17 protein-coding genes and 1 tRNA gene are annotated in these 21,405 nt (G+C 59.8%); 9 read left to right on the top strand and 9 right to left on the bottom strand.

The window, feature by feature from the left end:
* Nucleotides 1–257: 257 nt before the first annotated feature.
* The 3 genes from ACOYW1_RS27890 to ACOYW1_RS27900 are packed head-to-tail and all read right to left on the bottom strand — an operon-like array spanning nucleotide 258 to nucleotide 5,105.
* A complete protein-coding gene (locus ACOYW1_RS27890; RefSeq protein ID WP_482418636.1) occupies nucleotides 258–1,709 on the bottom strand; it encodes a sigma-54-dependent transcriptional regulator in 1,452 nt (483 codons plus the stop codon).
* Complete coding sequence (locus ACOYW1_RS27895) at nucleotides 1,706–4,936, bottom strand: ABC transporter substrate binding protein (protein ID WP_482420552.1); 3,231 nt, start codon at nucleotides 4,934–4,936, stop codon at nucleotides 1,706–1,708. The genes ACOYW1_RS27890 and ACOYW1_RS27895 overlap by 4 nt, the downstream gene beginning before the upstream one ends.
* Entirely contained in the window at nucleotides 4,926–5,105 is a 180-nt protein-coding gene (locus tag ACOYW1_RS27900) for a hypothetical protein (RefSeq protein WP_482420553.1), read from the bottom strand. Before ACOYW1_RS27900 ends, ACOYW1_RS27895 begins: the two co-directional genes overlap by 11 nt.
* A 912-nt stretch (nucleotides 5,106–6,017) precedes the next feature.
* Here ACOYW1_RS27900 and ACOYW1_RS27905 point away from each other — a divergent pair.
* The 4 genes from ACOYW1_RS27905 to ACOYW1_RS27920 all read left to right on the top strand — a co-directional run bounded on the left by ACOYW1_RS27905 (nucleotide 6,018) and on the right by ACOYW1_RS27920 (nucleotide 10,540).
* A complete protein-coding gene (locus ACOYW1_RS27905; RefSeq protein WP_482418638.1) occupies nucleotides 6,018–7,712 on the top strand; it encodes an L-lactate permease in 1,695 nt (564 codons plus the stop codon).
* A gap of 145 nt (nucleotides 7,713–7,857) precedes the next feature.
* Nucleotides 7,858–9,240 carry an FAD-binding oxidoreductase gene (locus ACOYW1_RS27910; protein ID WP_180138375.1) on the top strand — a complete coding sequence of 461 codons (1,383 nt, stop codon included), beginning with the start codon at nucleotides 7,858–7,860 and terminating at the stop codon, nucleotides 9,238–9,240.
* A gap of 3 nt (nucleotides 9,241–9,243) precedes the next feature.
* A complete protein-coding gene (locus tag ACOYW1_RS27915; protein ID WP_482420554.1) occupies nucleotides 9,244–9,663 on the top strand; it encodes a 4Fe-4S dicluster domain-containing protein in 420 nt (139 codons plus the stop codon).
* A complete protein-coding gene (locus ACOYW1_RS27920) occupies nucleotides 9,566–10,540 on the top strand; it encodes a (Fe-S)-binding protein (RefSeq protein ID WP_482420555.1) in 975 nt (324 codons plus the stop codon). The genes ACOYW1_RS27915 and ACOYW1_RS27920 overlap by 98 nt, the downstream gene beginning before the upstream one ends.
* A gap of 262 nt (nucleotides 10,541–10,802) precedes the next feature.
* Here ACOYW1_RS27920 and ACOYW1_RS27925 read toward each other — a convergent pair whose 3' ends face one another.
* The 3 genes from ACOYW1_RS27925 to ACOYW1_RS27935 form a co-directional block, all read right to left on the bottom strand.
* The gene (locus ACOYW1_RS27925; RefSeq protein WP_482420556.1) at nucleotides 10,803–11,150 is read right to left on the bottom strand and encodes an HD-GYP domain-containing protein; all 348 of its coding nucleotides are present in this window, start codon (nucleotides 11,148–11,150) and stop codon (nucleotides 10,803–10,805) included.
* Nucleotides 11,080–12,081, bottom strand: a complete 1,002-nt coding sequence (locus ACOYW1_RS27930; protein ID WP_482420557.1) for an HD-GYP domain-containing protein — start codon at nucleotides 12,079–12,081, stop codon at nucleotides 11,080–11,082. Before ACOYW1_RS27930 ends, ACOYW1_RS27925 begins: the two co-directional genes overlap by 71 nt.
* 308 nt (nucleotides 12,082–12,389) lie before the next feature.
* A complete protein-coding gene (locus ACOYW1_RS27935) occupies nucleotides 12,390–13,412 on the bottom strand; it encodes a tRNA dihydrouridine synthase (RefSeq protein WP_482420558.1) in 1,023 nt (340 codons plus the stop codon).
* Nucleotides 13,413–13,879: 467 nt separating this feature from the next.
* Here ACOYW1_RS27935 and ACOYW1_RS27940 point away from each other — a divergent pair, with 467 nt between their 5' ends.
* From ACOYW1_RS27940 to ACOYW1_RS27960, 5 genes are all read left to right on the top strand, one after another.
* A complete protein-coding gene (locus tag ACOYW1_RS27940; RefSeq protein WP_180138382.1) occupies nucleotides 13,880–14,701 on the top strand; it encodes a crotonase/enoyl-CoA hydratase family protein in 822 nt (273 codons plus the stop codon).
* Between the two features lie 124 nt (nucleotides 14,702–14,825).
* The gene (gene rimO / locus ACOYW1_RS27945; RefSeq protein ID WP_482420559.1) at nucleotides 14,826–16,160 is read left to right on the top strand and encodes a 30S ribosomal protein S12 methylthiotransferase RimO; all 1,335 of its coding nucleotides are present in this window, start codon (nucleotides 14,826–14,828) and stop codon (nucleotides 16,158–16,160) included.
* A complete protein-coding gene (locus tag ACOYW1_RS27950) occupies nucleotides 16,157–17,137 on the top strand; it encodes a polyprenyl synthetase family protein (RefSeq protein WP_482420560.1) in 981 nt (326 codons plus the stop codon). The genes rimO and ACOYW1_RS27950 overlap by 4 nt, the downstream gene beginning before the upstream one ends.
* A 15-nt stretch (nucleotides 17,138–17,152) precedes the next feature.
* On the top strand, nucleotides 17,153–18,358 hold the full coding sequence (locus ACOYW1_RS27955; protein WP_482420561.1) for a hypothetical protein: 1,206 nt from the start codon (nucleotides 17,153–17,155) through the stop codon (nucleotides 18,356–18,358).
* A 137-nt stretch (nucleotides 18,359–18,495) separates the two neighbouring features.
* Nucleotides 18,496–18,571 (top strand) — tRNA-Val (locus tag ACOYW1_RS27960).
* Between the two features lie 46 nt (nucleotides 18,572–18,617).
* Here the strand turns inward: ACOYW1_RS27960 and ACOYW1_RS27965 are convergent.
* From ACOYW1_RS27965 to ACOYW1_RS27975, 3 genes are all read right to left on the bottom strand, one after another.
* Nucleotides 18,618–19,151, bottom strand: a complete 534-nt coding sequence (locus tag ACOYW1_RS27965; RefSeq protein ID WP_482420562.1) for a GyrI-like domain-containing protein — start codon at nucleotides 19,149–19,151, stop codon at nucleotides 18,618–18,620.
* Nucleotides 19,152–19,844: 693 nt separating this feature from the next.
* On the bottom strand, nucleotides 19,845–20,384 hold the full coding sequence (locus ACOYW1_RS27970) for a hypothetical protein (RefSeq protein WP_482420563.1): 540 nt from the start codon (nucleotides 20,382–20,384) through the stop codon (nucleotides 19,845–19,847).
* Nucleotides 20,385–20,862: 478 nt separating this feature from the next.
* Nucleotides 20,863–21,396, bottom strand: a complete 534-nt coding sequence (locus tag ACOYW1_RS27975) for an ATP-binding domain-containing protein (RefSeq protein ID WP_482423838.1) — start codon at nucleotides 21,394–21,396, stop codon at nucleotides 20,863–20,865.
* Between the last annotated feature and the right edge of the window lie 9 nt (nucleotides 21,397–21,405).

Consider the following 21,405-nt stretch of genomic DNA (forward strand, 5'->3'; position numbering starts at 1 on the left):
GGAGTACGGGGCTTCCGGTGTATCGGAAAAACCGTGCCGCCTTTGGCCGCATCTTATGAAAAATAGGACCGAAAGTCCGAAATTCAGAACTCCGTCCGAAAGGGAAACAGTGGTTTGCCTCATGGCTCGGGTATCGCCTCTTCCTGGTAAAAAAAATACGTCACGGCAGGACCGGCGGGCCTCCTTCGCCCCAGAAAGCATGCGCACAGGGGCGAAGGTACCTTGACCGATTCGGTGCTCAACCCTGCCAAGGGAGGCTAGTCCGAGGAGATGGAGATCTCCTTCTTTTTAAGAAGGGTGTAAAAATGGGACTTGGAGAGCCCGGAAATCTGCATGATTTTTTTGGCGTTGCCCCCGGTGTGGCGGATGAGCTCCCGCAGGTACTGCTCTTCCATGATCCCCTTGAACTCCTTGATCTCCGGAATTCGGTTTCCGAAATGGCGGCTCACCTGGGCTTCGGTTTCCGAGAGGATACGGCTTACGGGCGGGTTGGTGTCCCCGGGGGCGGCCTCGGGTGTGCTCGCCGATTCCCGGGTGAGGGTGGCCTTGGCCACTTTGATGCGGATGTTGCTGGGCAGGTCCATGGCATACAGGGTGGTGGTGCGCCCCGAGGTGATGAAGGCCATCTCCAGGACGTTGAAGAGTTCCCGGACGTTGCCGGGCCAGTCGTAGGCGGAGAGGGTCTCGAAGAACTCGGCGTCAAAGCCCTTGTTGGGCACACCGTACTCCTCGCAGAGGTGGTCCACAAAGAACATGGCCAGGCGCTTGATGTCCCCTTTGCGGCTTCTCAAGGGGGGCAGCTCCAGGTGAACGGCCCAGAGGCGGAAGAGGAGATCCCTTCGGAACTGGCCTTTTTCCACCATCTCTTCCAGATTGCGGTTGGTGGCGGCGATGAGGCGGAAGTTGCTGGTCACCTCCTGGGTCTGGCCCACGGGGCGGAACCGTTTTTCCTGGAGCACCCGCAAGAAAGAGCGCTGAATGGACAGGGGCATGTCCCCCACCTCATCCAGAAAGAGGGTGCCGCCGTCGGCCACCTTTACCAGGCCGGTGCGGTCGGCATCCGCCCCGGTGAAGGCCCCTTTGCGGTGGCCGAAGAGGGTGCTTTCCAGGAGGGTCTCGGTGAGGGACGCGCAGTCCACGATGACAAAGTTGTGCCCTGCCCGGGCGCTGTTTTCGTGGATGGTCCGGGCAAAGAGTTCCTTGCCGGTCCCTGTTTCTCCAGTGATGAGCACCTGGGAATTGGAGACGGCGGCCTTGGCCACCAGGTCAAAGCATTTGCGCATGGACGGGCTCACCCCGATGATGTTGTCCAGGTTCAGGGCCACCGGGGTCTCGGCCTGTTTCTCCTGCCGGTACTTCAGGGCCCTGGAGAGGCTCAGGCGGGTCTGTTTGATGGAGGTGGGCTTCACCAGGTAATCCCAGACGCCGCCCTGGATGGCCAGCTCCGCGCCGTCCGGGTCCCCCTGGCCCGTAAGGATGATCACCTCGGGCTCGGAAGGGGCTTTTTTGATGAGGGGCAGGGCCGTGAGTCCGTTGCCGTCGGGGAGGCGTACGTCGAGGAACACCACGTCCACGTCGTTTCCGGCGAGAAAGTCCGAGCCTGCCTTCAGGGTGTGGGCGGTGACGCAGCGGTGATCCATCCTCCCCACGAGGCTTTCCATGGTTTCGCAGAACTCGATGTCGTCGTCGATGATGAGGATGGTGGTCATGGGGTCTCCTTGGGCTGCTGATGCAGGGCGCTGTTGATGGCCTCGGACAGGCTTTGGCGGTTGTAGGGTTTGATCAGAACGCTCCGGACGTTTTCCGTGCGATCCATGGAGAGGCTTTTCTGGCGGCCCGAAACGATGATGACAGGGCAGGCCGGTACGATGTTGCAGAGCTTGGCGGCAAGGACAAAACCGTTGTCCCCCGGCATGTCAAAATCGGTGATCACCAGGTCAACGGCCTCGGTCTGGGCGGTGATGATGGCAAGGGCTGTGGCGGCGTCACCAGCCACCAGCACTTGATACCCCAGGCGCTCCAGAACCCGGGGAACGGTTTGTTGCTGCTCCTCGTCATCCTCCACGAACAGGATGGTGCCCCTGCCCGTGGCAGGGGAGAAAGAGCGCTGGGCTGCCGGGACATCGGGTTTCTCCGTCCTCGGCAGGTAGATGTCGAAGGTGGTTTCGATGCCGGGCAGGCTGCTGACGTGGATGCCCCCGCGGTGTCCCTTGAGTATACCATGAACCACGGCAAGGCCAAGGCCTGTTCCCACCCCCTTCTCCTTGGTGGTGAAGAAGGGGTCGAAGATCTTGTCCATGAGTTCTGAAGGGATGCCCGGGCCGTTGTCCGAGACCGTGACGCGGCAGTACTCCCCGGCCTGGATGCTGAGCAGGTCGGCCAGGTGGTCGTCCACCTCGGCCGGAGCCACGGAGACGGTGATGGTGCCGCCCCCGGTCTTCATGGCGTGAAACGAGTTGGTGCACAGGTTCATGATGATCTGGTGAAGCTGGGTGGGGGCGGCCAGGCAGATGCACTCCGAACACTTCTTGATCTCATTGAGTTCGATGTTCCCCGGAATGGTGGAGCGGAACAGGGAGAGGGCCTCGGCCACCACGTCGGTGACGTTGACGATCTGGTGTTCCTCCCGGGACGGGCGGCTGAAGGCCAGGATGCGGTTGACCAGCTCGCTGCCCCGGGAGCTGGCCTTGAGGACCCGTTTGAGGTCGTCGGCGGCCATGGCCGTGGGGTCGATGTCCTCCAGGGCCAGCTCCGTGGAGTTGATGATGGAGGTCAGGATGTTGTTGAAGTCGTGGGCGATGCCCCCGGAGAGGGTGCCCAGGGCCTCCATTTTCTGGGACTGCACGAGCTGCTTTTCCAGGTTCACCTTCTTGGTGATGTCTTCGGCCGTGCCCAGGATGCCCGTGATGTGGCCGTGCTCATCGCTCAAGGGGATCTTGTTGATCTCCAGGCACACCTCCTTGCCGTTGCGCTTTTTGATGTTGCGGCGGATCCGGTAACGAGGGGATGCTGAGCGGATAACAGTGCGATCCACCTCGCAGGAGTTGCGAATGTCCTCGGGCTCGGCCATGAGATCCGTATAGGTGACGTTGACCTCTTGGGCCGGGTCCAGGTCGTAGAAGAGCTTAAAGGAGCGGTTGCCCCCCACGTACGTAAGGGAGGGGTCCTGCCAGTAGACCAGCTGGGGGATGTTGTCCAGGACGATCTGGAGTTTGTTCTTGGACTCCTCCATGGCGATCTCCGCAAGTTTTCTCTGGGTGATGTCCTCGCCGATGCCCTCGATGTGCTCCATCTCTCCGTGCTTGTTCCTCACCAGGCCTGCATTGAGGGATGCCCACCGCTTTTTGCCGCCGATGGTGTAGAATTCGATCTCCAGCCCCTGGATGGTGTCGCCCTTTCGGATCATCTCCCGGAGCTTTTTCCGGGTCTCCTCGGTGGCGTAGTGGTTTTCGATCTTGTCGACATGGGCCAGGGCCTCCTTTCGCCCGTCGTACCCCAGCATCTGGGCAAAGGCGTTGTTGATGTTCAGGAGGCGGCCGGAAAGATCGGAGAGAAAGATGCCCTTGGTGGCGTTTTCAAAGATGCTCCGGTACCGCTCCTCGGCCTTCTGCAGGTCCCATTGCGCCTTTTTCATGTCGTTGATGTCCAGAATGGCCCCCACGAGCCCGCAGATTTCGTTTTTGGCGTTGCGGTAGGTGGCTTTGTGCAGGATCACGTGATGGTTGTCGCTGCCGTGCTTGAAGATGCTTGCGTGGTGGGCCCGGATGCCGTTTTCCGCGGTAAGGTGGGTGTCGCTCTCATCGGAAAGGGGCGGGACCCCCTTGGGGTAGAAGAGGTCGTCGGTGTGGCCCAGGATTTCTGCGCGGGTTACCCCGAACCACTTTTCAAATTCCCGGTTCACCCCCTGGTAGTGGCCGTTGAGGTCCTTGACATAGATGGGGACGGGCACGGTCTCCATGAAGATCTCCAGAAAGGAGAGCTGGTCCTTTAAGTCCTCCTCCACCCGGCGGCGCATGATGATGTTCATGACCAGGAAGATCAGCACCACGGTGAGGGTGACAAAGCTCACCACCAGCACCCAGAAGAGCTCCCGGTTCAGCCGGTAAAAGGGCTGGGGCATGTTGAGGATCTCGGCTTCGTCGGGCAGGGCGGTCAGGGGGATGTTGAATTTTTTGAGCTGATTGTGGTCAAAGATCCAGCTGTACTGGGCGTCGTAGGAGACAGGAAGCTCCGAGACCGGGGTTCCGCTCAGGATCTCCAGGGCCATGTGGGCAGCGGTCTCGCCGTGGAGGCGACCGCTGGTGACACGGCCCCCCATCGTCCCTTCGCCCACCATGAATTTCCAGAAGCTGTAGATGGGGGCCCGGGAGTTTTTCTCCAGGTCGGGAACGATGTCGGCGGTGCCGTAAAAGGTGCCGTCCCCTGCGCTGTACTGGGGAATGAAAAAGAAGATGGTGTCGTCGGTGGCCCCGCGGACCGTTTGAAAGAGGTTGTCCCGGTTGGCCATGTTGATGAATTCGATGTGCAGCTGCCGGTGGGCGTCGGGATAGATCTCCCGGATCTCACTGCTCACCGCCACCCCCGTGGCCGACGAGTCGGTGATCACCACGATGCGGTTGCGGGTGGGGTGAAGCTTCAGGGCGATGTCGATGTTGCCCGAGATATCCACGGACTCGGCCACACCGGTGATCTTGGTCTGGCCCTGGAGCAGTTCCGGGCTGTAGTTGTTGACCCCGCAGAAGACGATGGGGACCTCCGGGAAGAGGGCCTGGCGGTGGGTGACGGCAAATCGGAAGGCGTTGTTGTCCGAGACGATGACGATATCGGGGCGGAAAAAGGTGAGCTTGTGCCGGTACAGGGCCAGCAGGGTCTCCTCCACGGCATCGCCCCGGTACCTTTTGGAGTCCATGTACTCCACCTGCAGCTCAATGGGCACGCCGCTTTCTTTGAAGGCCTAACCAGACCTCCAGGATCTTGTCGGACCACGCGTAGCCGTTTTCATAGGAGTTGAGGATCAGCACATTGGTCTTACCGGCCAACGCCGGTGTGGCTGTCAGGAAAATAGCCGCGGCTGCTGCCAGCCAGAGGGTAACCGTGCGAATCATGACCTTCCTCTCTCTTTTTGGATCCTGTTTGCTCAATGGTACCTTTTTTCGGAAAATCAGCGTATTATGGACAAAGCATACCGGAAAACGCCCGCCGTACCATGTGTCCATGGGGACGCTCCCGTACCCCTTGATCCTCGCCTCTCCCTACAGAATTGAATGTTCAAGATCCATGCCAGCCGCTCCCCTTCCAGTGTTCCCTGGTTTGGCTTCCCGTGACGTGCTGTGAGCGCTTTGGAAGACCCCGGCCGGGATGGGATCGGGAACCCGAAGGCCCCGTGGCGTGGAAAACACCGGATGTTCCTCATCACCTTACACCACCTGGCAATGAGGAGAAAGGGCGCCGCCCCCTCCCCGGGCAGTGGGTCCGCAAAAAAAGACCCGGCCGATTCTACCTGAAACCAGTTGCTTTTTGGGGCGGGATCGGCAACTCGCCTGATGGCGGCTTACTCTTCTATTTCAGGTGAATACGATGGGATATCTCGGGTTGCTCGTCGGCATGTTCCATGGCGGAGAAGCCAAAAGCCCCGAAGGCCCGGGGCGGAGTAGATGGTACAGGAAGTCCTTTTTTTGGAACCGTCCCACGCATGGAAATCCCGGGAAATTGGTCAGACCGGTTTGTTTTTCGGGAAAGGGCCGAGCGTTTTTAAGGGGAACACCGTTACACGCCCGGGACGATATTCAACCCCCGGCCCTGGCTAACGTCGCGTCGGATAAGGCGAAACAAAAAAGGATGGGCTGTAGGCACGGAAATTGAAACTCGGGTGTGGAAGCGTTTTGTGGCTTTATCTGCATTCCTTCTCTTACGGCTCGGGGCCGTCCCCATGGTGTAGGCGGGTGAACGTGGGTACCTAACATGCTCTGCACGTGCAGGGTTCATCGCACTCAAATCTAAAGTTAGGGGGATTTGAAATGTCGTTAGGTGTATTAGCACTCATTGCCTTTATTCCCATTGCCATCGTACTGATCTTCATGGTTGGTATGAAATGGCCTGCCACCAAGGCGATGCCCTTGGCCTGGGCCGCCTGTGCCGTGATTGCCATGGCCGTCTGGAAGATGCCGGCCGGTTTTGTTGCGGCGTCGACCCTTGCGGGTTTCGGAAGTGCCGTTAACGTCTTGATCATCGTCTTCGGGGCTATCATCATCCTGTATACCATGCAGGTGAGCGGGGCCATGGAGACGATCAGTTACGGGTTCCTGGGAATCTCCCGGGACCGCCGAATCCAGACCATCATCATCGCCTTTACCTTCGGTGCCTTTATCGAAGGTGCGGCAGGTTTCGGTACGCCGGCAGCCATCGCGGCCCCGTTGCTTCTGGGACTGGGGTTCCCCGCCCTGGCGGCGGTGTGTGTGTGCCTGATCTTTAACTCTGTTCCCGTAACCTTTGGCGCCGTCGGTACCCCGGTCTGGTTCGGTTTTAAAACCCTTCGAACCCCCATCGAGCAGGCCCTGGCGGACGGAGCTGTCGAGACCGGTTTCACCACCTTTGATGGGTTCCTCAAGCATGTGGGCCAGTGGGCCGCCATCACCCACGCCATCATCGCCTGCTTCCTTCTCGTCTTCGTGATCTGCTTTTTGACCCGCTATTTCGGCAAGAACAAGAAATGGAGTGAAGGCCTGGGCGCCTGGAAATTTGCTCTTTTTACCGCTGTTACCTTCGATGTTGTCTATCTCTCCACCGCCTTTCTGGTCGGCGTTGAATTCCCTTCTCTTATCGGTGGCCTCGTGAGCCTCGGTATTGTTGTGACCGCCGCCAAAAAAGGGCTCTTCATGCCTGAAGAGATCTGGGAGTTTGGCGAGCGCGCTTCCTGGGACAAGGATTGGGTCGGTGAAATCGAGCCCGGCAAAACGGATCTCAAGCCCCGCATGAGCCAGCTCATGGCCTGGATGCCCTATGTTCTTATTGCCGTGATCCTGGTGCTTACCCGCTTAAGTTCCCTGCCCTTTAAGGGATGGGTCACCTCATGGGTAATCAGCTTCCCCCATATCCTGGGGTATGAAAGCGTTAACTTTGCCACCAAGCTCCTTTACCTGCCCGGTACCATTCCGTTCATGCTGGTGGCCCTCATCACCATCGCTCTCCACAAAATTCCGGCGGAAAAAGCTATCGGCGCATGGAAAGAGAGCTTCATCCGCATGAAGAACCCCACCATCGCCATGCTCTTTGCCGTGGCCATGGTAGAAATCATGAAGCAGTCCGGGCACAACGTCCTGGGCTACAGCTCCCTGCCCTTGACCATGGCAGAGGCTGTGGCGTCCATCACCGGTAAGACATGGCCCATGTTTGCATCCTATGTGGGTGCACTGGGATCCTTTATCACCGGCTCCTGTACCGTGTCCGACCTTCTGTTTGCCGACTTCCAGTACGGCCTGGCCACCACCATCGGCGCCAGCCGTGAGATCATTGTCGCCCTCCAGGGCGTGGGCGGTGCCATGGGCAACATGATCTGTGTCCACAACGTGGTTGCGGTCTCCGCCACCGTAGGTCTGGTGGGCATGGAAGGCACCATCATTCGGCGCACCATGATTCCGCTGGTACTCTACGGCATCATGGCCGGTACCATCGGTACCGTTTTCTGCTACGTTCTGTTCCCCGGGGTCTTCTAACCCGGCCGCACAGAAGCCATACGTATAAAAAACACCAGGGGGCCCCACCAGGCTTGGTCCGGCAGGGGCCCCCTTTTCATGTCCGGACCTGAGTTGTGAGACAAAAACCCATAAGAAACATAAGGAACCTGTGGGAGGGGGCTATATGATTTCTGAGAATTTGAAAAAAGAGTTCGAGGCCCTGCTGGGTGAGAAAAACGTAATGAGTGACGAAGTCACCCGCATGAACTACGCATACGACGCAGCGGTCCTGGACCCTGTGATGCCTGCGCTGGTCCTGCGGCCCGACTCCAGCGAACAGCTGGGCTCAGCCATCCGCCTGTGCGGCGAAAACGGCATCCCCGTCACCGTGCGCGGTGCCGGAACCAATCTCTCCGGGGGGACCATCCCCTTTAAAAACGGCGTGGTGATTCTGACCAACGCCATGAACAAGATCATCGAGATCAACGAAGCGGACATGTACGCCATTGTCCAGCCCGGCGTGGTCACCGCGGACTTTGCCGCGGCCGTGGCCGCCAAGGGGCTCTTCTATCCCCCGGACCCGGGCAGCCAGAAGGTCTCCACCCTGGCGGGCAACGTGGCGGAAAACGCAGGGGGCCTTAGGGGCCTGAAGTACGGTGTCACCAAAGACTACCTCATGGGCATTGATTTTTTCGACGCCGAAGGCAACCTGGTGAAGACCGGCTCCAAGACCGTGAAGTGTGTCACCGGGTACAATGTGGGGGGCCTTATGGTGGCCTCCGAAGGGACCCTGGGGATCTTTAACGAGATTACCTTAAAGCTCGTTCCGCCCCCCAGCGCCTCCAAGTCCATGATGGCCGTCTACGACAGCGTGGCTGATGCCACCGAGTCCGTGGCCGCCATCATCGCTGCCAAGATCGTCCCCTGTACCCTGGAGTTCATGGACAACTTCACCATCCGTGCCGTGGAAGACTACGCCAAGGCAGGCCTGCCCACCGAGGCCCAGGCCCTCCTGCTCATCGAAGTGGATGGCCACGCAGGCCAGGTGGCCGATGACGCCGCCAAGGTGGAGGAGATCTGCAAGAAGCACAACGCCACCCGCATCCAGGTGGCCAAGGACGAAGAGGAGAAGAACAAGGTGTGGGAAGCCCGAAGGGCGGCCCTGTCGGCCCTGGCCAAGCTCAAGCCCACCCTGGTCCTCGAAGATGCCACCGTGCCCCGGAGCAAGATTCCCGAGATGGTGCGCGGCCTGGACACCGTGGCCGCCAAGTACGGCCTGTCCATCGGCACCTTCGGTCACGCCGGGGACGGCAACCTGCACCCCACCATCCTGTGTGATCGCCGAAACGAAAAAGAGTGGCACAAGGTGGAGACCGCCATCGAGGATATCTTCGACCTGGCCCTCAAGCTGGGGGGCACCCTCTCCGGGGAGCACGGCATCGGCATCGCCAAGGCCGGGTTCATGGCCCGGGAGGTGGGCGAGAAGTCCCTCACCTATTTCCACAAGATCAAACAGGCGGTGGATCCCAAGGGCATCCTCAACCCCGGTAAGGTCATAGGAGATTAAGCCATGAAAGACATCGCCAATCTCCGAACCACCCTTGCCGAACTGGACGACCTGCTGGTGACCTGCATGCGCTGCGGGATGTGCCAGTCGGTGTGCCCCGTGTTCAAGGACTCCATGCTGGAAGGGGACGTGGCCAGGGGCAAGCTGGCCCTCATCGACAGCCTGGCCAAACGCATGATCGACAGCCCCGTGGAGGTCAAGGATCGTCTGGAAAAATGCCTCCTGTGCGGCTCCTGCGAGGCCAACTGCCCCAGCGGGGTAAAGATTACCGATATCTTTATCAAGGCCCGGGCCATCCTCACCGGCTACATCGGGCCTGTCGCCCATGAAAAAGGCCATTTTTCGCGGTACTCTGGTACATCCGAGGCTCTTTTCCGGGCTTCTCTCCATGGGCTCCAAGTTCCAGGGGCTTATGACCAGTGAGGCAGACACCTTCCTGGGGACCTCCTGTTCCAAGATCATGTCCCCCCTCATCGGGGACCGCCACTTCATGCCCCTGGCCAAGCGGCCTTTCCGCAAGGACTACTCGGGCATGGACACGGGCAAGGGCACCGCAAACATCCGCGTGGCCTTCTACCCGGGCTGCGTGGTGGACAAGATGCTCCCCCAGGTGGGCCACGCCGTGATCAAGGTGCTGGAACACCACGGATGCGGTATCTACCTGCCCAAGAACCAGGCCTGCTGCGGAATTCCCACCCTGGCCTCAGGCGACGAGGAGAGTTTCCTGAAACTCCTCAAACACAACCTGAAGCCCTTCTCCAGTGGCAACTACGACGTGCTTGTCACCCCGTGCGCCACCTGCACCTCCACCATCAAGAAGCTCTGGCCCAAAATGGCGGCCAAGATCTCTCCTGAGGCGGAGAAAAAGGCCCAGCGGGTTGCCAATCGCACCATGGACATCAGCGAGTTCCTCGTGAAACATTTTAACGTGGATCTCTCCGCCCAGGCAGGCAAGGCAGCGACCAAAAAAGTCACCTGGCACGATCCCTGCCACCTGAAAAAGTCCATCGGCGTCTCCCAGGAGCCCCGGGCCATCCTTAAAGGCCTTCCCGGCTACGAGTTCGTGGAGATGAACGAGGCCGACACCTGCTGCGGCAACGGCGGCAGCTTCAACCTGGCCCACTACGACACCTCCAGCCGCATCGGCGGCCGCAAGCGGGAGAACATCCTCGCCACCGGCGCCGACGTGGTCACCACCGGGTGCCCGGCCTGCATGATGCAGATGACAGACATGCTCTCCCAGGCCCACGACCACGTGGCCGTCAAACACGTCATCGAACTCTACGCCGACGCACTCTAAACCCCACCAAAGCGCCTCTCCATCGGCGTGATGCCGAATCAAAAAACCCCCGCTCCTGTGAACACAGGGGCGGGGGTTTTTGGTTGGTGGAAAAAAATGGAAAATCGCCTCCGGCGGGCAGGGGCTGAGCCCCTGCACCTCAGGTTCGGGAATGCTCTCGGGCCTTCGTTCCTCAGGCCCATCGCATTCCCTGGCGGGCTTTGCCCGCAAGGGCAATCAGCTTTCGAGGTGGCTCACCTCGCCGCCGGAGGCATTTTCTAACTTAGGCCACGTGATGCTCGGCGAGGACGGCGTCGGTGAAGTGTTCGGTGTAGAAGCGCATGGATTCGAGTTGGGTGGCCTTGACCTGTTGGGAGATCTCTTTGGCGTGGTCGCCCAAGAGGCTCACCACCCGGGGTTCGATTTTGCCGTTGTCTGCCTGGCTTTTCAGGATGCCCAGGGCTTTGTCCAGGGGCATGCCGGTGCGGTAGGGGCGGTCTTCGGTGAGGGCGGTGAAGATGTCGGCAACAGCCATGATGCGGGCGCCGGTGTTGATCTTTTCAGCCCCCACGCGGAAGGGGTAGCCGGTGCCGTCGAGTTTTTCGTGGTGAAAGGCCGCCCATTCGGCCACCCGCTCCAGGCGGTCGATGGAGTGGATTACCTCGTAGGTGAATTTCGGTGTCCTGCATCACCTGGAACTCTTCCCGGGTGAGCTTGCCCGGCTTTTCCAGGATGGCATTGGGGATGATGAGCTTGCCCAGGTCGTGGAAGTGGCCTGCCAGGCGCATGAGTTTGACTTCGCTCTCCATGTAGCCGAAGTGATGGGTGAGAAGGGAAGCGCATTCGGCCACGCCCGCGGAGTGGGTGGCGGTGAAGGGGGACCGGAAGTCGATGAGTTTCTGTATGACCCGGGCAATGGAGCCGATCTCTTCAATGGGGGTCTCGATGGACCGCAAGGGGCCGTTTCGAAGGAGCAGGCCGTAGAGCCGGGTTGAGGAGAGGTCCAGCCAGAACTCCTCCCGGTCCGAGGTGCGGATGAAGAGCTCCACGACGTCCGGGTGAAAGACGGTGTGCTCCATGGTGCGGATCTGTGTGGTGATGACCTCCATCTGGCTGAGGATAAAGGCGTCCCGTTGAATAAGCCTTTCCACCCAGTCTGCCAGGTGGAGGATCTGGGCGTCGAGGACGTCCGGGTCCCCGATGGGGGCCTCACAGTCGCTCCAGTTGCGGTGGTGGTGGCGGATAAGGGGCGCGGCCGGGGCCAGCAGGGGGACGGATTCGAAGAGGACCTCACCCCGGAGGCAGTGGGCCAGGATGTCCGATTCCTCAAAGGTGTGGAGCCGTATTTTGTCCTTGGGGGTCATGGCCCCGATGTCGTGGAGCAGGGCCGCCATGTAGAGCCGCTTGATGCGCTCTTTGGAGAGTTTGGCGGCTTTTCCCATTTGCCAGACGATGTAGGCACAGCGCATCTGGTGGCAGGCTATGCTCGGGTTGGCCAGGTCGATGGCATCGGACAGGGAGAGAAAGACGTTGTTTAAGTCGACGTAAATTTCACGCAACATGGGGTAAGGCTCCACATACTGATCAAATCAGAAAAGGCTTATTTTTATGTAACTATTTAGCTGAAAATCGCCTCCGGCAGCCCGGCCGAACGTTACCGATTACCTGACTGTTTTGAGCGTAACGAACAGGCATCGTCTTCTGCCGCCCAGCCCCAACGGGGCAGGGCGGCAGAAGACGATGCAACCGGAACGTTTTTGCGGAGCTTTTTTCAAAAAGCGACCCGCCGGAGGCATAAGCTGAATTCGGTACATTTTTATCAGACACGTTTCTTATCGGATCAAAAGAATGGAGCCTGAAGGCTTTTTGATCAGGCCGTAAAGAGGTTGAGGTTGGGAGTGGCGGCCAGGTCCAGGGGTTCGGCAAAGGTCTGGCGGACGTTTTCCCGCAGGCCGTCCAGGGTGTCGGCGTAGGCGAGTTGTTTGAACACGGGGTGGCCGAATTTGAAGTTGGCGGAAAAATAGATGACAAATTTCTTGAAAAGGCGCACGGCGTAAGCCGGGTCAAAGGCCTCTTCCACCAGATCGAGGAAGCGCAGTGCCACCTGGGGGTAGATGTCGGGGCCGAAGCTCTTGCCCTCCAGCATCTCGGCAAAGACAAAGGGCCGGGCAATGGCGATGCGTCCCAGGGAGACACCGTCGCAGCCGGTGGTGTCCACCATGCGGGTAAGGTCCGCCGGGGTGAAGACGTTGCCGTTGCCGAAGACGGGGATGGTGACGCCCTCCTTCACGGCTTTTATGTGCTGCCACTTCGGGGGACGGCTGCGGCGGTCCGGCGAGACCCTGGGGTGAAAGACCAGGGCGTCGGCACCGGCGTCTTCAAAGCGTTTTGCCATGTCCGAGGCAAAGACAGGGTCGTCTGTCCAGCCCGTGCGGTACTTGACGAACAGGGGCAGGGTGGTGGCGTTGCGGACCTCTCGGACGATGGCCTCGGCCCGGTCGGGGTCACGGAGAACAGCGGCCCCGCTCTCCTTTTTGCAGATACCGGCCACGGAGCAGCCGAAGTTGATGTCCACTCCGAAAAGACCTTCTTTTTCAATGCGCTCGGCGGCAAGGGCCATCTCCTGTGGGGCGGCACCCACGATCTGCATGACAAGGCGCTTGGCCTCCTGGTCCCGCCAGCGGAACATGGGGGAGATGAGCCGGTTTTCTCCTGGCAGGGCCTTGGCGCTGCACATCTCCGAGAAGAAGAGGCCGCAGCCGCCGAATTCGTCGATGATCTGCCGCATGGCCACGTGGCCGAGACCGGCAAGGGGGGCCAGGAAGAGGCGGTTGGGGATCTCTTTGCCCCCGATGGTGATGGGGGTTTTTATGGTTTCAGGTATGGTGGTCATAGCTCGTGTTGCCGTGTTGCGACGTCTCTCTTTATTGGGGTTATGGTCAACGCATGCCTCCGGCGGCCCTGCCGGTGGCCAAACTTTTGCCCGATTTTATAAGTCGGGTTTGATAAACAGGTTTTAAAAAACGTTCGTTCGGCTCCTCATTTTTTCACAAGGCGATCCACTGGCGGCATACGCATCTCACCGGGATGCTGGCGCAACATCCATGGTTGGGGCGCGTCAACCTTCTTTACGGGCACTGCCCGCAAGGGAATGTGATCCCCCGGGGTACGGGGGAGGAGCATTCGCGAACCATAGCATATTCGGCAGGGGGCGGGAAGGTGGATGCCGATTGATCTTGGTTAGATAGTGTACTATAGTTACGGGATACCTTCGACCTTCGTTGGCATGAGTGGAAACGACTCTGATGATATGGATACGCGATGATTCTGGTGTAACGACAGAGAAGGAGTAAGGAAGAGATGAGCGAAAGCACGTACTATCTGGTGGAAAAGAAAGGCCATGTGGCCTGGGTATGGTTTAACAGGGCGGACAAAAAGAACGCCATGAGCCAGGACGCCTGGATGGACTCCCCGGCCGTGTTCAAGGAGCTGGACGAAGACCCTGAGATCCGCGCCATCGTGGTGGCGGGCAAGGGGGATTGCTTCTGCGCGGGCATCGACCTCATCGGCATGGTGGGCGCTATGCCCGAGCTGATGGAGAACGAGCAGAAAGGGGGGCTCAAGTGGAAGCTCCTTAAAAAGATCTACCCTCTCCAGGAGACCATGAGCGCCATGGAGAAGTGCCGCAAGCCCGTGATCGCGGCCATTCACGGCCACTGCATCGGAGCCGGCCTCGATTTTGTCACCGCCTGCGACATACGTCTCTGCACGGAAGACGCCACCTTCTGCCTCAAGGAGACCGCCATTGGTTTTGTGGCCGACGTGGGCGTGCTCCAGCGCCTCCCCTTCATTGTGGGCCAGGGGGTGACCCGGGAGATGGCCTACACGGCCAAGAGCATTGATTCCCAACGCGCCCTGGATGTCAACCTGGTCAATGAGGTGTACAAGGACGTTGACACCCTGTTTGCCGAGGCCCAGGCCATGGCCGACACCATCGCGGCCAACCCGCCCATTGCGGTGCAGGCCTCCAAGGACGTCCTCAACCACGCCACCGAATCCACTGTGGCCGAGGGGCTCAAGTACGTGGCTTCCATAAGCTCAAACATCATTCCGTCCCACGATTTGATTGAAGCGTTTACCGCCTTTGCGGAAAAACGAAAACCGGTTTTTACGGGCAACTAGCCCAGACGGCAAGTCCCCTGATTCTCCCATGATCCCCGGGCGCCCTTTTTTTGGAAAAAGAGCGCCCGGGCGATCCACGGTGCTTGGGTACGGGCCGTTGTATCAGGAGTTTTTTTAAGATCCCATGAACATTTACCTGGTCAGCCTGGGTTGCGCGCGCAACCTCGTCGACAGCGAAGTGATGCTGGGCCACCTCACCGAGGCCCGCTGCACCATCATCGATTCACCGGAAGAGGCGGATGTCATCATCATCAACACCTGCAGCTTCATTACGTCCGCCGTGGACGAATCCATCGACACCATCCTGGAGATGGCGGAGTACAAAAAAAAGGGGACCTGTCGCTACCTGGTGGTGGCGGGCTGCCTTCCCCAGCGATTCAAGGAAGATGCCGTGCCCGAGCTTCCCGAGGTGGACCTGTTCATCGGCACCGGTGGGTACGAGCGCATCGCCGAGGAGGTTAACCGGCTCATGGCCGTGGACGGGCGCATAGGCAAAGCCACCTGCCTGTTTCCCGATCCCAACAGCACCTCCCCAGCCCGGACCCATTCGCCGCGCATCACCACCACAGGCCCCCTGGCTTACCTCAAGGTCGCCGAGGGCTGCAGCAGGCACTGCACCTACTGCATCATCCCCAGCCTCAGGGGCCGGTACCGCAGCCGCTCCGTTGCGGATATTACGGCCGAAGCAGGGCGCCTTCTGGACGCGGGTGTTCAGGAGCTGAACCTCGTGGCCGAGAGCACCACCGATTACGGGGAGGACCTGGGCGAACCCGGTAAGCTCGCCGAGGTGCTGGAGACCCTGTCCGACCAGGCACCGGACGCGTGGATCCGGTTCCTCTACGCTTTTCCGGACACCCTGGACGATGCCACCATCAAGCTGGCCGCCGACAGGGAGAATGTCTGCGCCTACTTTGACATCCCCATCCAGCACGCCTCGGATCCCATCATCAAGAAGATGGGCCGCCATTACACCCAGGCGGACCTGAAGGCCCTTTTTGCACGGCTCCGAAAAGAGGTCCCGGGCGTGGCCCTGCGCACCACCCTCATCGTGGGCTTTCCCGGGGAGACCGAAGAGGATTTTCAGGAGCTGCTCGATTTCATCACCGAGGTGGAGTTCGACCACCTGGGTGTCTTTACCTATTCCGATTCCGAAGAGCAGGCCTCCCACGCCCTTCCCGACCATGTGGACGAAGAGGTCGCCCAGATGCGGCAGGACACCCTCATGGCCGCCCAGGAGGAGATCTCGGCCCGCCGGAACATGGCGCGGGTGGGCATGGTCACCAAGGTGCTCATCGAGGAGAACCCCGAAGAGGGCGTCTTTGTCGGCCGCACCTTTTTTCAGGCCCCGGAGGTGGACGGCGTCACCTTTGTCTACGGTGACGGGATCACCGTCGGTTCCTTTGTGGACGTCCGCATCACGGACGCCATCGTCTACGATTTGTCAGGAGAAGTGGTATGAGCGATTTGAAGGCGAGAATCCTGGGCGAGGTGGCCGGCGAGCTTGCCGCCATCGAAGCCGCGTTGAAAGAGAACCTGAATCCCTGGGCTGAGCTGGCCGGAGAGGTGGCGGGGCACCTCCTCTTTTCCGGGGGGAAACGCCTTCGCCCCCTGCTGATGATCCTGGCTGCCCGGGCCTGCGGGTCCGATCGCCAGGACCTTGCCCGCTACTCCGTGCTCTTTGAGTACCTTCACGCTGCCACCCTTATCCACGACGACCTGGTGGACGAGGCGGTGATGCGGCGGGGCAAGCCCGCGGCCCACGGGGTGTTCGGAGCTCCCGAGGCGGTCCTTACCGGGGATTTTATCCTGGCCCGGTGCCTTACGCTCACGGCCGAGACCCGCAATTTTGCCGTTATTGACGAGATCTGCGGGATCACCGAGGCCATGAGCCAGGGGGAGATCCAGCAGCTTTACAACAAAGGGCGCATGGACCTCACCGAGGCCGAGTACCTGGATGTCATCGAGCGCAAGACCGCCGTGCTTCTCAAAGGGGCCTGCGTGACCGGCGCTCACCTGGCCGGTCAGCCCGACGAGGTGGTGGACGCCCTGGGGCGCTACGGATGGCACATCGGCATGGCTTTTCAGATGGCCGACGACTTGCTGGATTACACCGCGGACCTGGCCAGCCTGGGCAAGGAGCCCGGGGCGGACCTCAGGGAAGGAAAACTCACCCTGCCGGTGATCTATGCCCTTTCCAAAGCCTCCAACGGTGAGAAAGAGCGCATGGAGGCCATCATGGCCGACCCCGATTTTACAGCGGACGCCTTTGCCGAGCTGGTGGCCATGCTCACAAGACTTGACGGCATCGGGTACACCGAGCGTTGCGCCAGCGACCACGTGGCACAGGCCAAGAAAGCGTTGGAAGGGCTTCCCCACAGCCGTGAAAAAGAGCTGTTGCTTCTCGTGGGGGACTACAGCCTGGGACGAAAATCATAAAGGATGGAGCACCTGATGCAGAAACGGATCTTTTCATGGACTATGGCCATGCTTCTCGCCCTTTCCCTGACACTGCCCTGCGCCCTGCGTGCGGAAGGGGAAGGCTCCCTCAAGGTCTTTCTTGCCCTGGGCAAGGGCGTGATTGCCCGCAGCAACATCCCGGACGCCAAGGACAAGGCGGTTAAGGAGGGATTGTACACCGCCGTGGAAGAGGCGTTGTTTGATATCCTCTCGGATCGGGCCGTGGCAGCACACTTCGAGGCGGTGACCGAGATACTCACCGAGTCCCCTGCAACCTACATCGACGGATACAAGGTGGTGGCGGAGCGACGTTCCGGCACCTATTACCATGTGGCCGTGGAAGCCTCCGTGGCCATGGATCGCCTGGAAGAGCGTCTCACCTCTTCGGGCATCGTCCTTGAGGGCACGGACAAGCCCAAGCTGCTGTTCCTGGTCTCGGAAAAGCTGTCGGGTAGCGACTCTTTTGTGCACTGGTGGGGGCCGGGCATGTCCATTATCTCCACGGTCTCCGATGATGCCATTACAGGCATTATGGCCAAACGTGGCTTTGAGGTGCTTCCCCATCGGGCGATCATCGACGACGCGACTCCCCTGGGGCCCGACGGGCTGGTGCACCGGGAGGAGGCCTTGCGCATCGGCCGGGCCTTTGGTGCCGATGTGGTGGTGGTTGGACGGGCCTGGACCGAGCCGTCCGGAAACGTCATGGGGGATGAACGATCCATCAGGGCGTCCGTTGAGTTGGAAGGGTTTCTTGTGGGCTCGGACCGGTCCACAGACGGTGTTCTCAGAGCCAGCATTGCCGTGGGCACCGACCCTGTGGACGTAGGCACCCGGGCCATGAGCGATGCGGCCGCAGACGCAGGCCGGGATCTTTCGGCCCAGATCGTGGACGCCATGAAGGAGAAGAAGAGCCGCACCACCATGATTGAGGTGGTGGTGGAGGGCACCAATTTTTTCGAGAATTTTACCCAGCTCTCCCGCGATATGGAGGGGCTCAAAGGGGTGATTTCCGTAAGGCCCAGGGAGCGTCGCATCGAGCGGGCGGTGATGGTGGTGAACTTCACAGGGGAAGGCAGGCTGCTCGCCGAGCAGCTCCTGGCCAGGAACTACAACGGGTTTTCCATTACCCTTTCCGAGGTCTCCAGGGATCACATCAAGGTGGACATGGTGGCCGGAGGGAAAAACACCTTCATGCAGTAAGGGCATATCCTCCTTTGGAGAGGAGGTTTTGAGAAATACCTCGGGGATGGTCTGTTTTTCGGGCGCTCGGTCTTTTTCCCTTGACACTCCCGGCCCATCGCTGCTAAATGTATCTTGTTTTTACAGGTAACACCTGAAGGCGCGTAGCTCAGTTGGTAGAGCGCTACCCCGACACGGTAGAAGTCACCAGTTCAAGTCTGGTCGTGCCTACCATGCATATTAAAGGGATCCAGTTTTCTGGATCCCTTTTTTTATTGCCTTAAGGCCGCTCTGCCCGCCAGAGCGCATCCAGCACCTCGCCCCCCATGGGGCGTGTCACAACGTATCGAATCTCCCCTTTGGACACATCGTAAATCTCCATGACCGGCCCTTTTTGATCAGGGTGGGTTTTGAACCATGCATTGAGCCTTGGGTAGACCTTCAAGGTCCCCAGCACCACCGAGAGCTTTCCTCTGTAAGGGAAGGTGATCACCGGCAGGGTTGCGCCGGGAATGGTGCCGATCAGGTAGTCTGCCCGAAGCCCTTCCCACTTTTCAATGCTTTCGTCAGGCAGGATGCATCCGGCCAGGGAACGCAGGTTCTTTACCTCCACTTTTCTGGGGTTGTCGAAGTAGAGGCCCACCCCTTGCGTGGTGGAGATGCCCTCCTTATCGAGTTCCCGGTACATGTCGTTCATGGTTCGCCCGCTTTGGCGGTAATTGCCCGTCTGTTTTTTGTACGCAAAGCTGAAAGAGGGGATGGTCTGCTCGGATAAGGTGATGGGGGCAAAACCAACGCCAGGAAAGGATGGCAACAATGGCGGCCAGGGCGATGAGCGTGACGGAGAGTATCGGTTTCATCCGCTATTCCTCATTGTGGGTGGGTGAGGGCCCGGCAGAGAAGGGCCTCAGCCCCTGATGCCGGTGCTGTTGCACCCGCCTTTTCTTCCTGATTCCATTGTAAGCAGATGCAAATATCCTTTATCACAACAACCAGGTGGGGACAAGAAGAGCAATGCTTCCGGCCAGGGGCAACGCATGTAAAAATTCAGTTGCCTTCGGCGGCCCGGTGGGGGCACCTGGAAACCCTGTGGCGAATGCATGAAGGCAGTCATTATGTCAGTGTTCTGGGGCGTTGGCGTGGATGTGTCGCAACCGTTTTTGAAGGAGAGGTTGATTTTATTCTTCTGGAAATACGATGAAGGCCGTTTGGCAACTGTCCCACGGGCGCAGCCCATGAGCACATGTGACGCCCCTGAGGAACGAAGGGACGGGAGCATGCGCCTAGTCGGCTGTGATGACCACCAGGCCGCCGTGGCCGTATCCGTAGGGCTTCAGGAGGCCCCCGTAGTGACTGGCGATGCCGTAGAAGCGGGCAGAGGAAGCCTGCGTAGGGGACGGGCTGGTCCGGGTCCACGTCCAGCATGAGGACGGTCTGTGTCTCGGGGTTCCAGCGGCCCACTGGCGAGATGTGGGGAATGGTCGCCGGCAGGAAGGCACCTTGCAGGCTAAAGTGGGCGATGAGATAGAGGCCGGGGTCGTTGGCAAACCGATCCAGAAGGGTTCCGGCCAGTGCCATGCGGGTTTCCAGGGACTCTTCCGGGTAAAAGGGCACCACCTCGGTCGGCGTGAATGTCCGTGGTCAGCCAGGCCGCCGGTACCACCTCCCCAGGGACCTCCAGGGGCAGCCCCCGGCGGCCTTGCCATCCTTCCGGCGAAAGGCGCTCCTTCCAGCGCCCGGCACGGATCGTCTCCAGAAGATCCATCTGGTTTTGGATGCGCGGTTTTTCCCCTTCATCCATGGCGTTGATAACGCAGGCCACGGCCGCCGCCGAACAGGAAGACTCGGTGACCTGGGGCGTGCGCGTCGGCGAAAAAAGCCGCTTGAACCGGCCGTCTTTATTTCCGAGCGCCGCAAGCTCCGCTGGGGAGAGGTGGTGAGGCGCCTCGCCGTGGGGCCCTCGCTTGAGGGTGCGCAGCCAAAGAACGCGGAGCCGCAGAAGGCTTCTGAGAATGTGGCGGAAGAGAGTGGCTAACATGGGGTTCATGGGCATCCTTTCGGGAAAAATCAAGATAGCTATTCAGTTCCAGTTTGCCTCCGGCGGCCCTGCCGGGGGCCAAACTTTTAAAAAGTTTGACAAACAGGTATTAAGAACGTCACTCCAGGCTTCGCCGAAAGAAATTCATCACGTCTTTTGGAACGTTTTTGTGCGGGGCTTTTTTTCAAAAAAGTGACCCGTCGGAGGCGAGCTGAATAGTTACGTTTCTCGAACATCTGAACTCCTTGCCTCGCGGCAGGGCCGTTGGAGGCAGTGCGGTTAAATCCATAATGGTCAAGTAACGACAACGTATCCAGTTGGGTCGAACCTTGTGAGCCAGGCCGCACACACCTTCAGCGGTTGTGTCGGGCGAAGCCCGAGCCGAAGGCGCGTGGGCATTTTTCTGAGGAACGAAGAAAAATGCCCACGCGCAATCAGCTTTCGAGGTGGCTCCACCTCGCCGCCGGAGGCATGGTTTTTCCTGCCGCTACACAACCGTTTGAAGCAGTTCCGTCAATCGGGTAAAGCGCTTGATGGTTTTGTTGGTACGGACGGCGATGGCAAGGGCCTTATAGGAGCCCACGAGGACCACGAGCTCTTTGCCTCGGGTGATGCCGGTGTAGATGAGGTTCCTCTGGAGCATGATCTGGTGCTGGGTGGAGACGGGGATGACCACGGCCGGGTATTCCGATCCCTGGGATTTATGGATGGAGACGGCGTAGGCCAGGGTGATCTCGTCCAGCTCGGCGGCCTCGTAGGTGACCTGGTTGTCGTCGAACCGTGCGGTGACGCGTTTTGCGGCCGGGTCTGCGTCCACGACGCGGCCGATGTCCCCGTTGAAGACGTCTTTGTCGTAGTTGTTTTTAAGCTGCATCACCTTGTCCCCAAGGCGGAACCTGAACCCGGCTTCGTCCGGGGCTCCCGGGGGCCTGGGGTTGAGGGTGTCCTGGAGGAGCTGATTGAGGCGTTCGCCCCCCAGAGAGCCCCGGTGCATGGGGGTGAGGAGCTGGATGTCTTCCATGGGGTTCAG

Source organism: Desulfoluna sp. CYM3A (genome assembly GCF_056829965.1).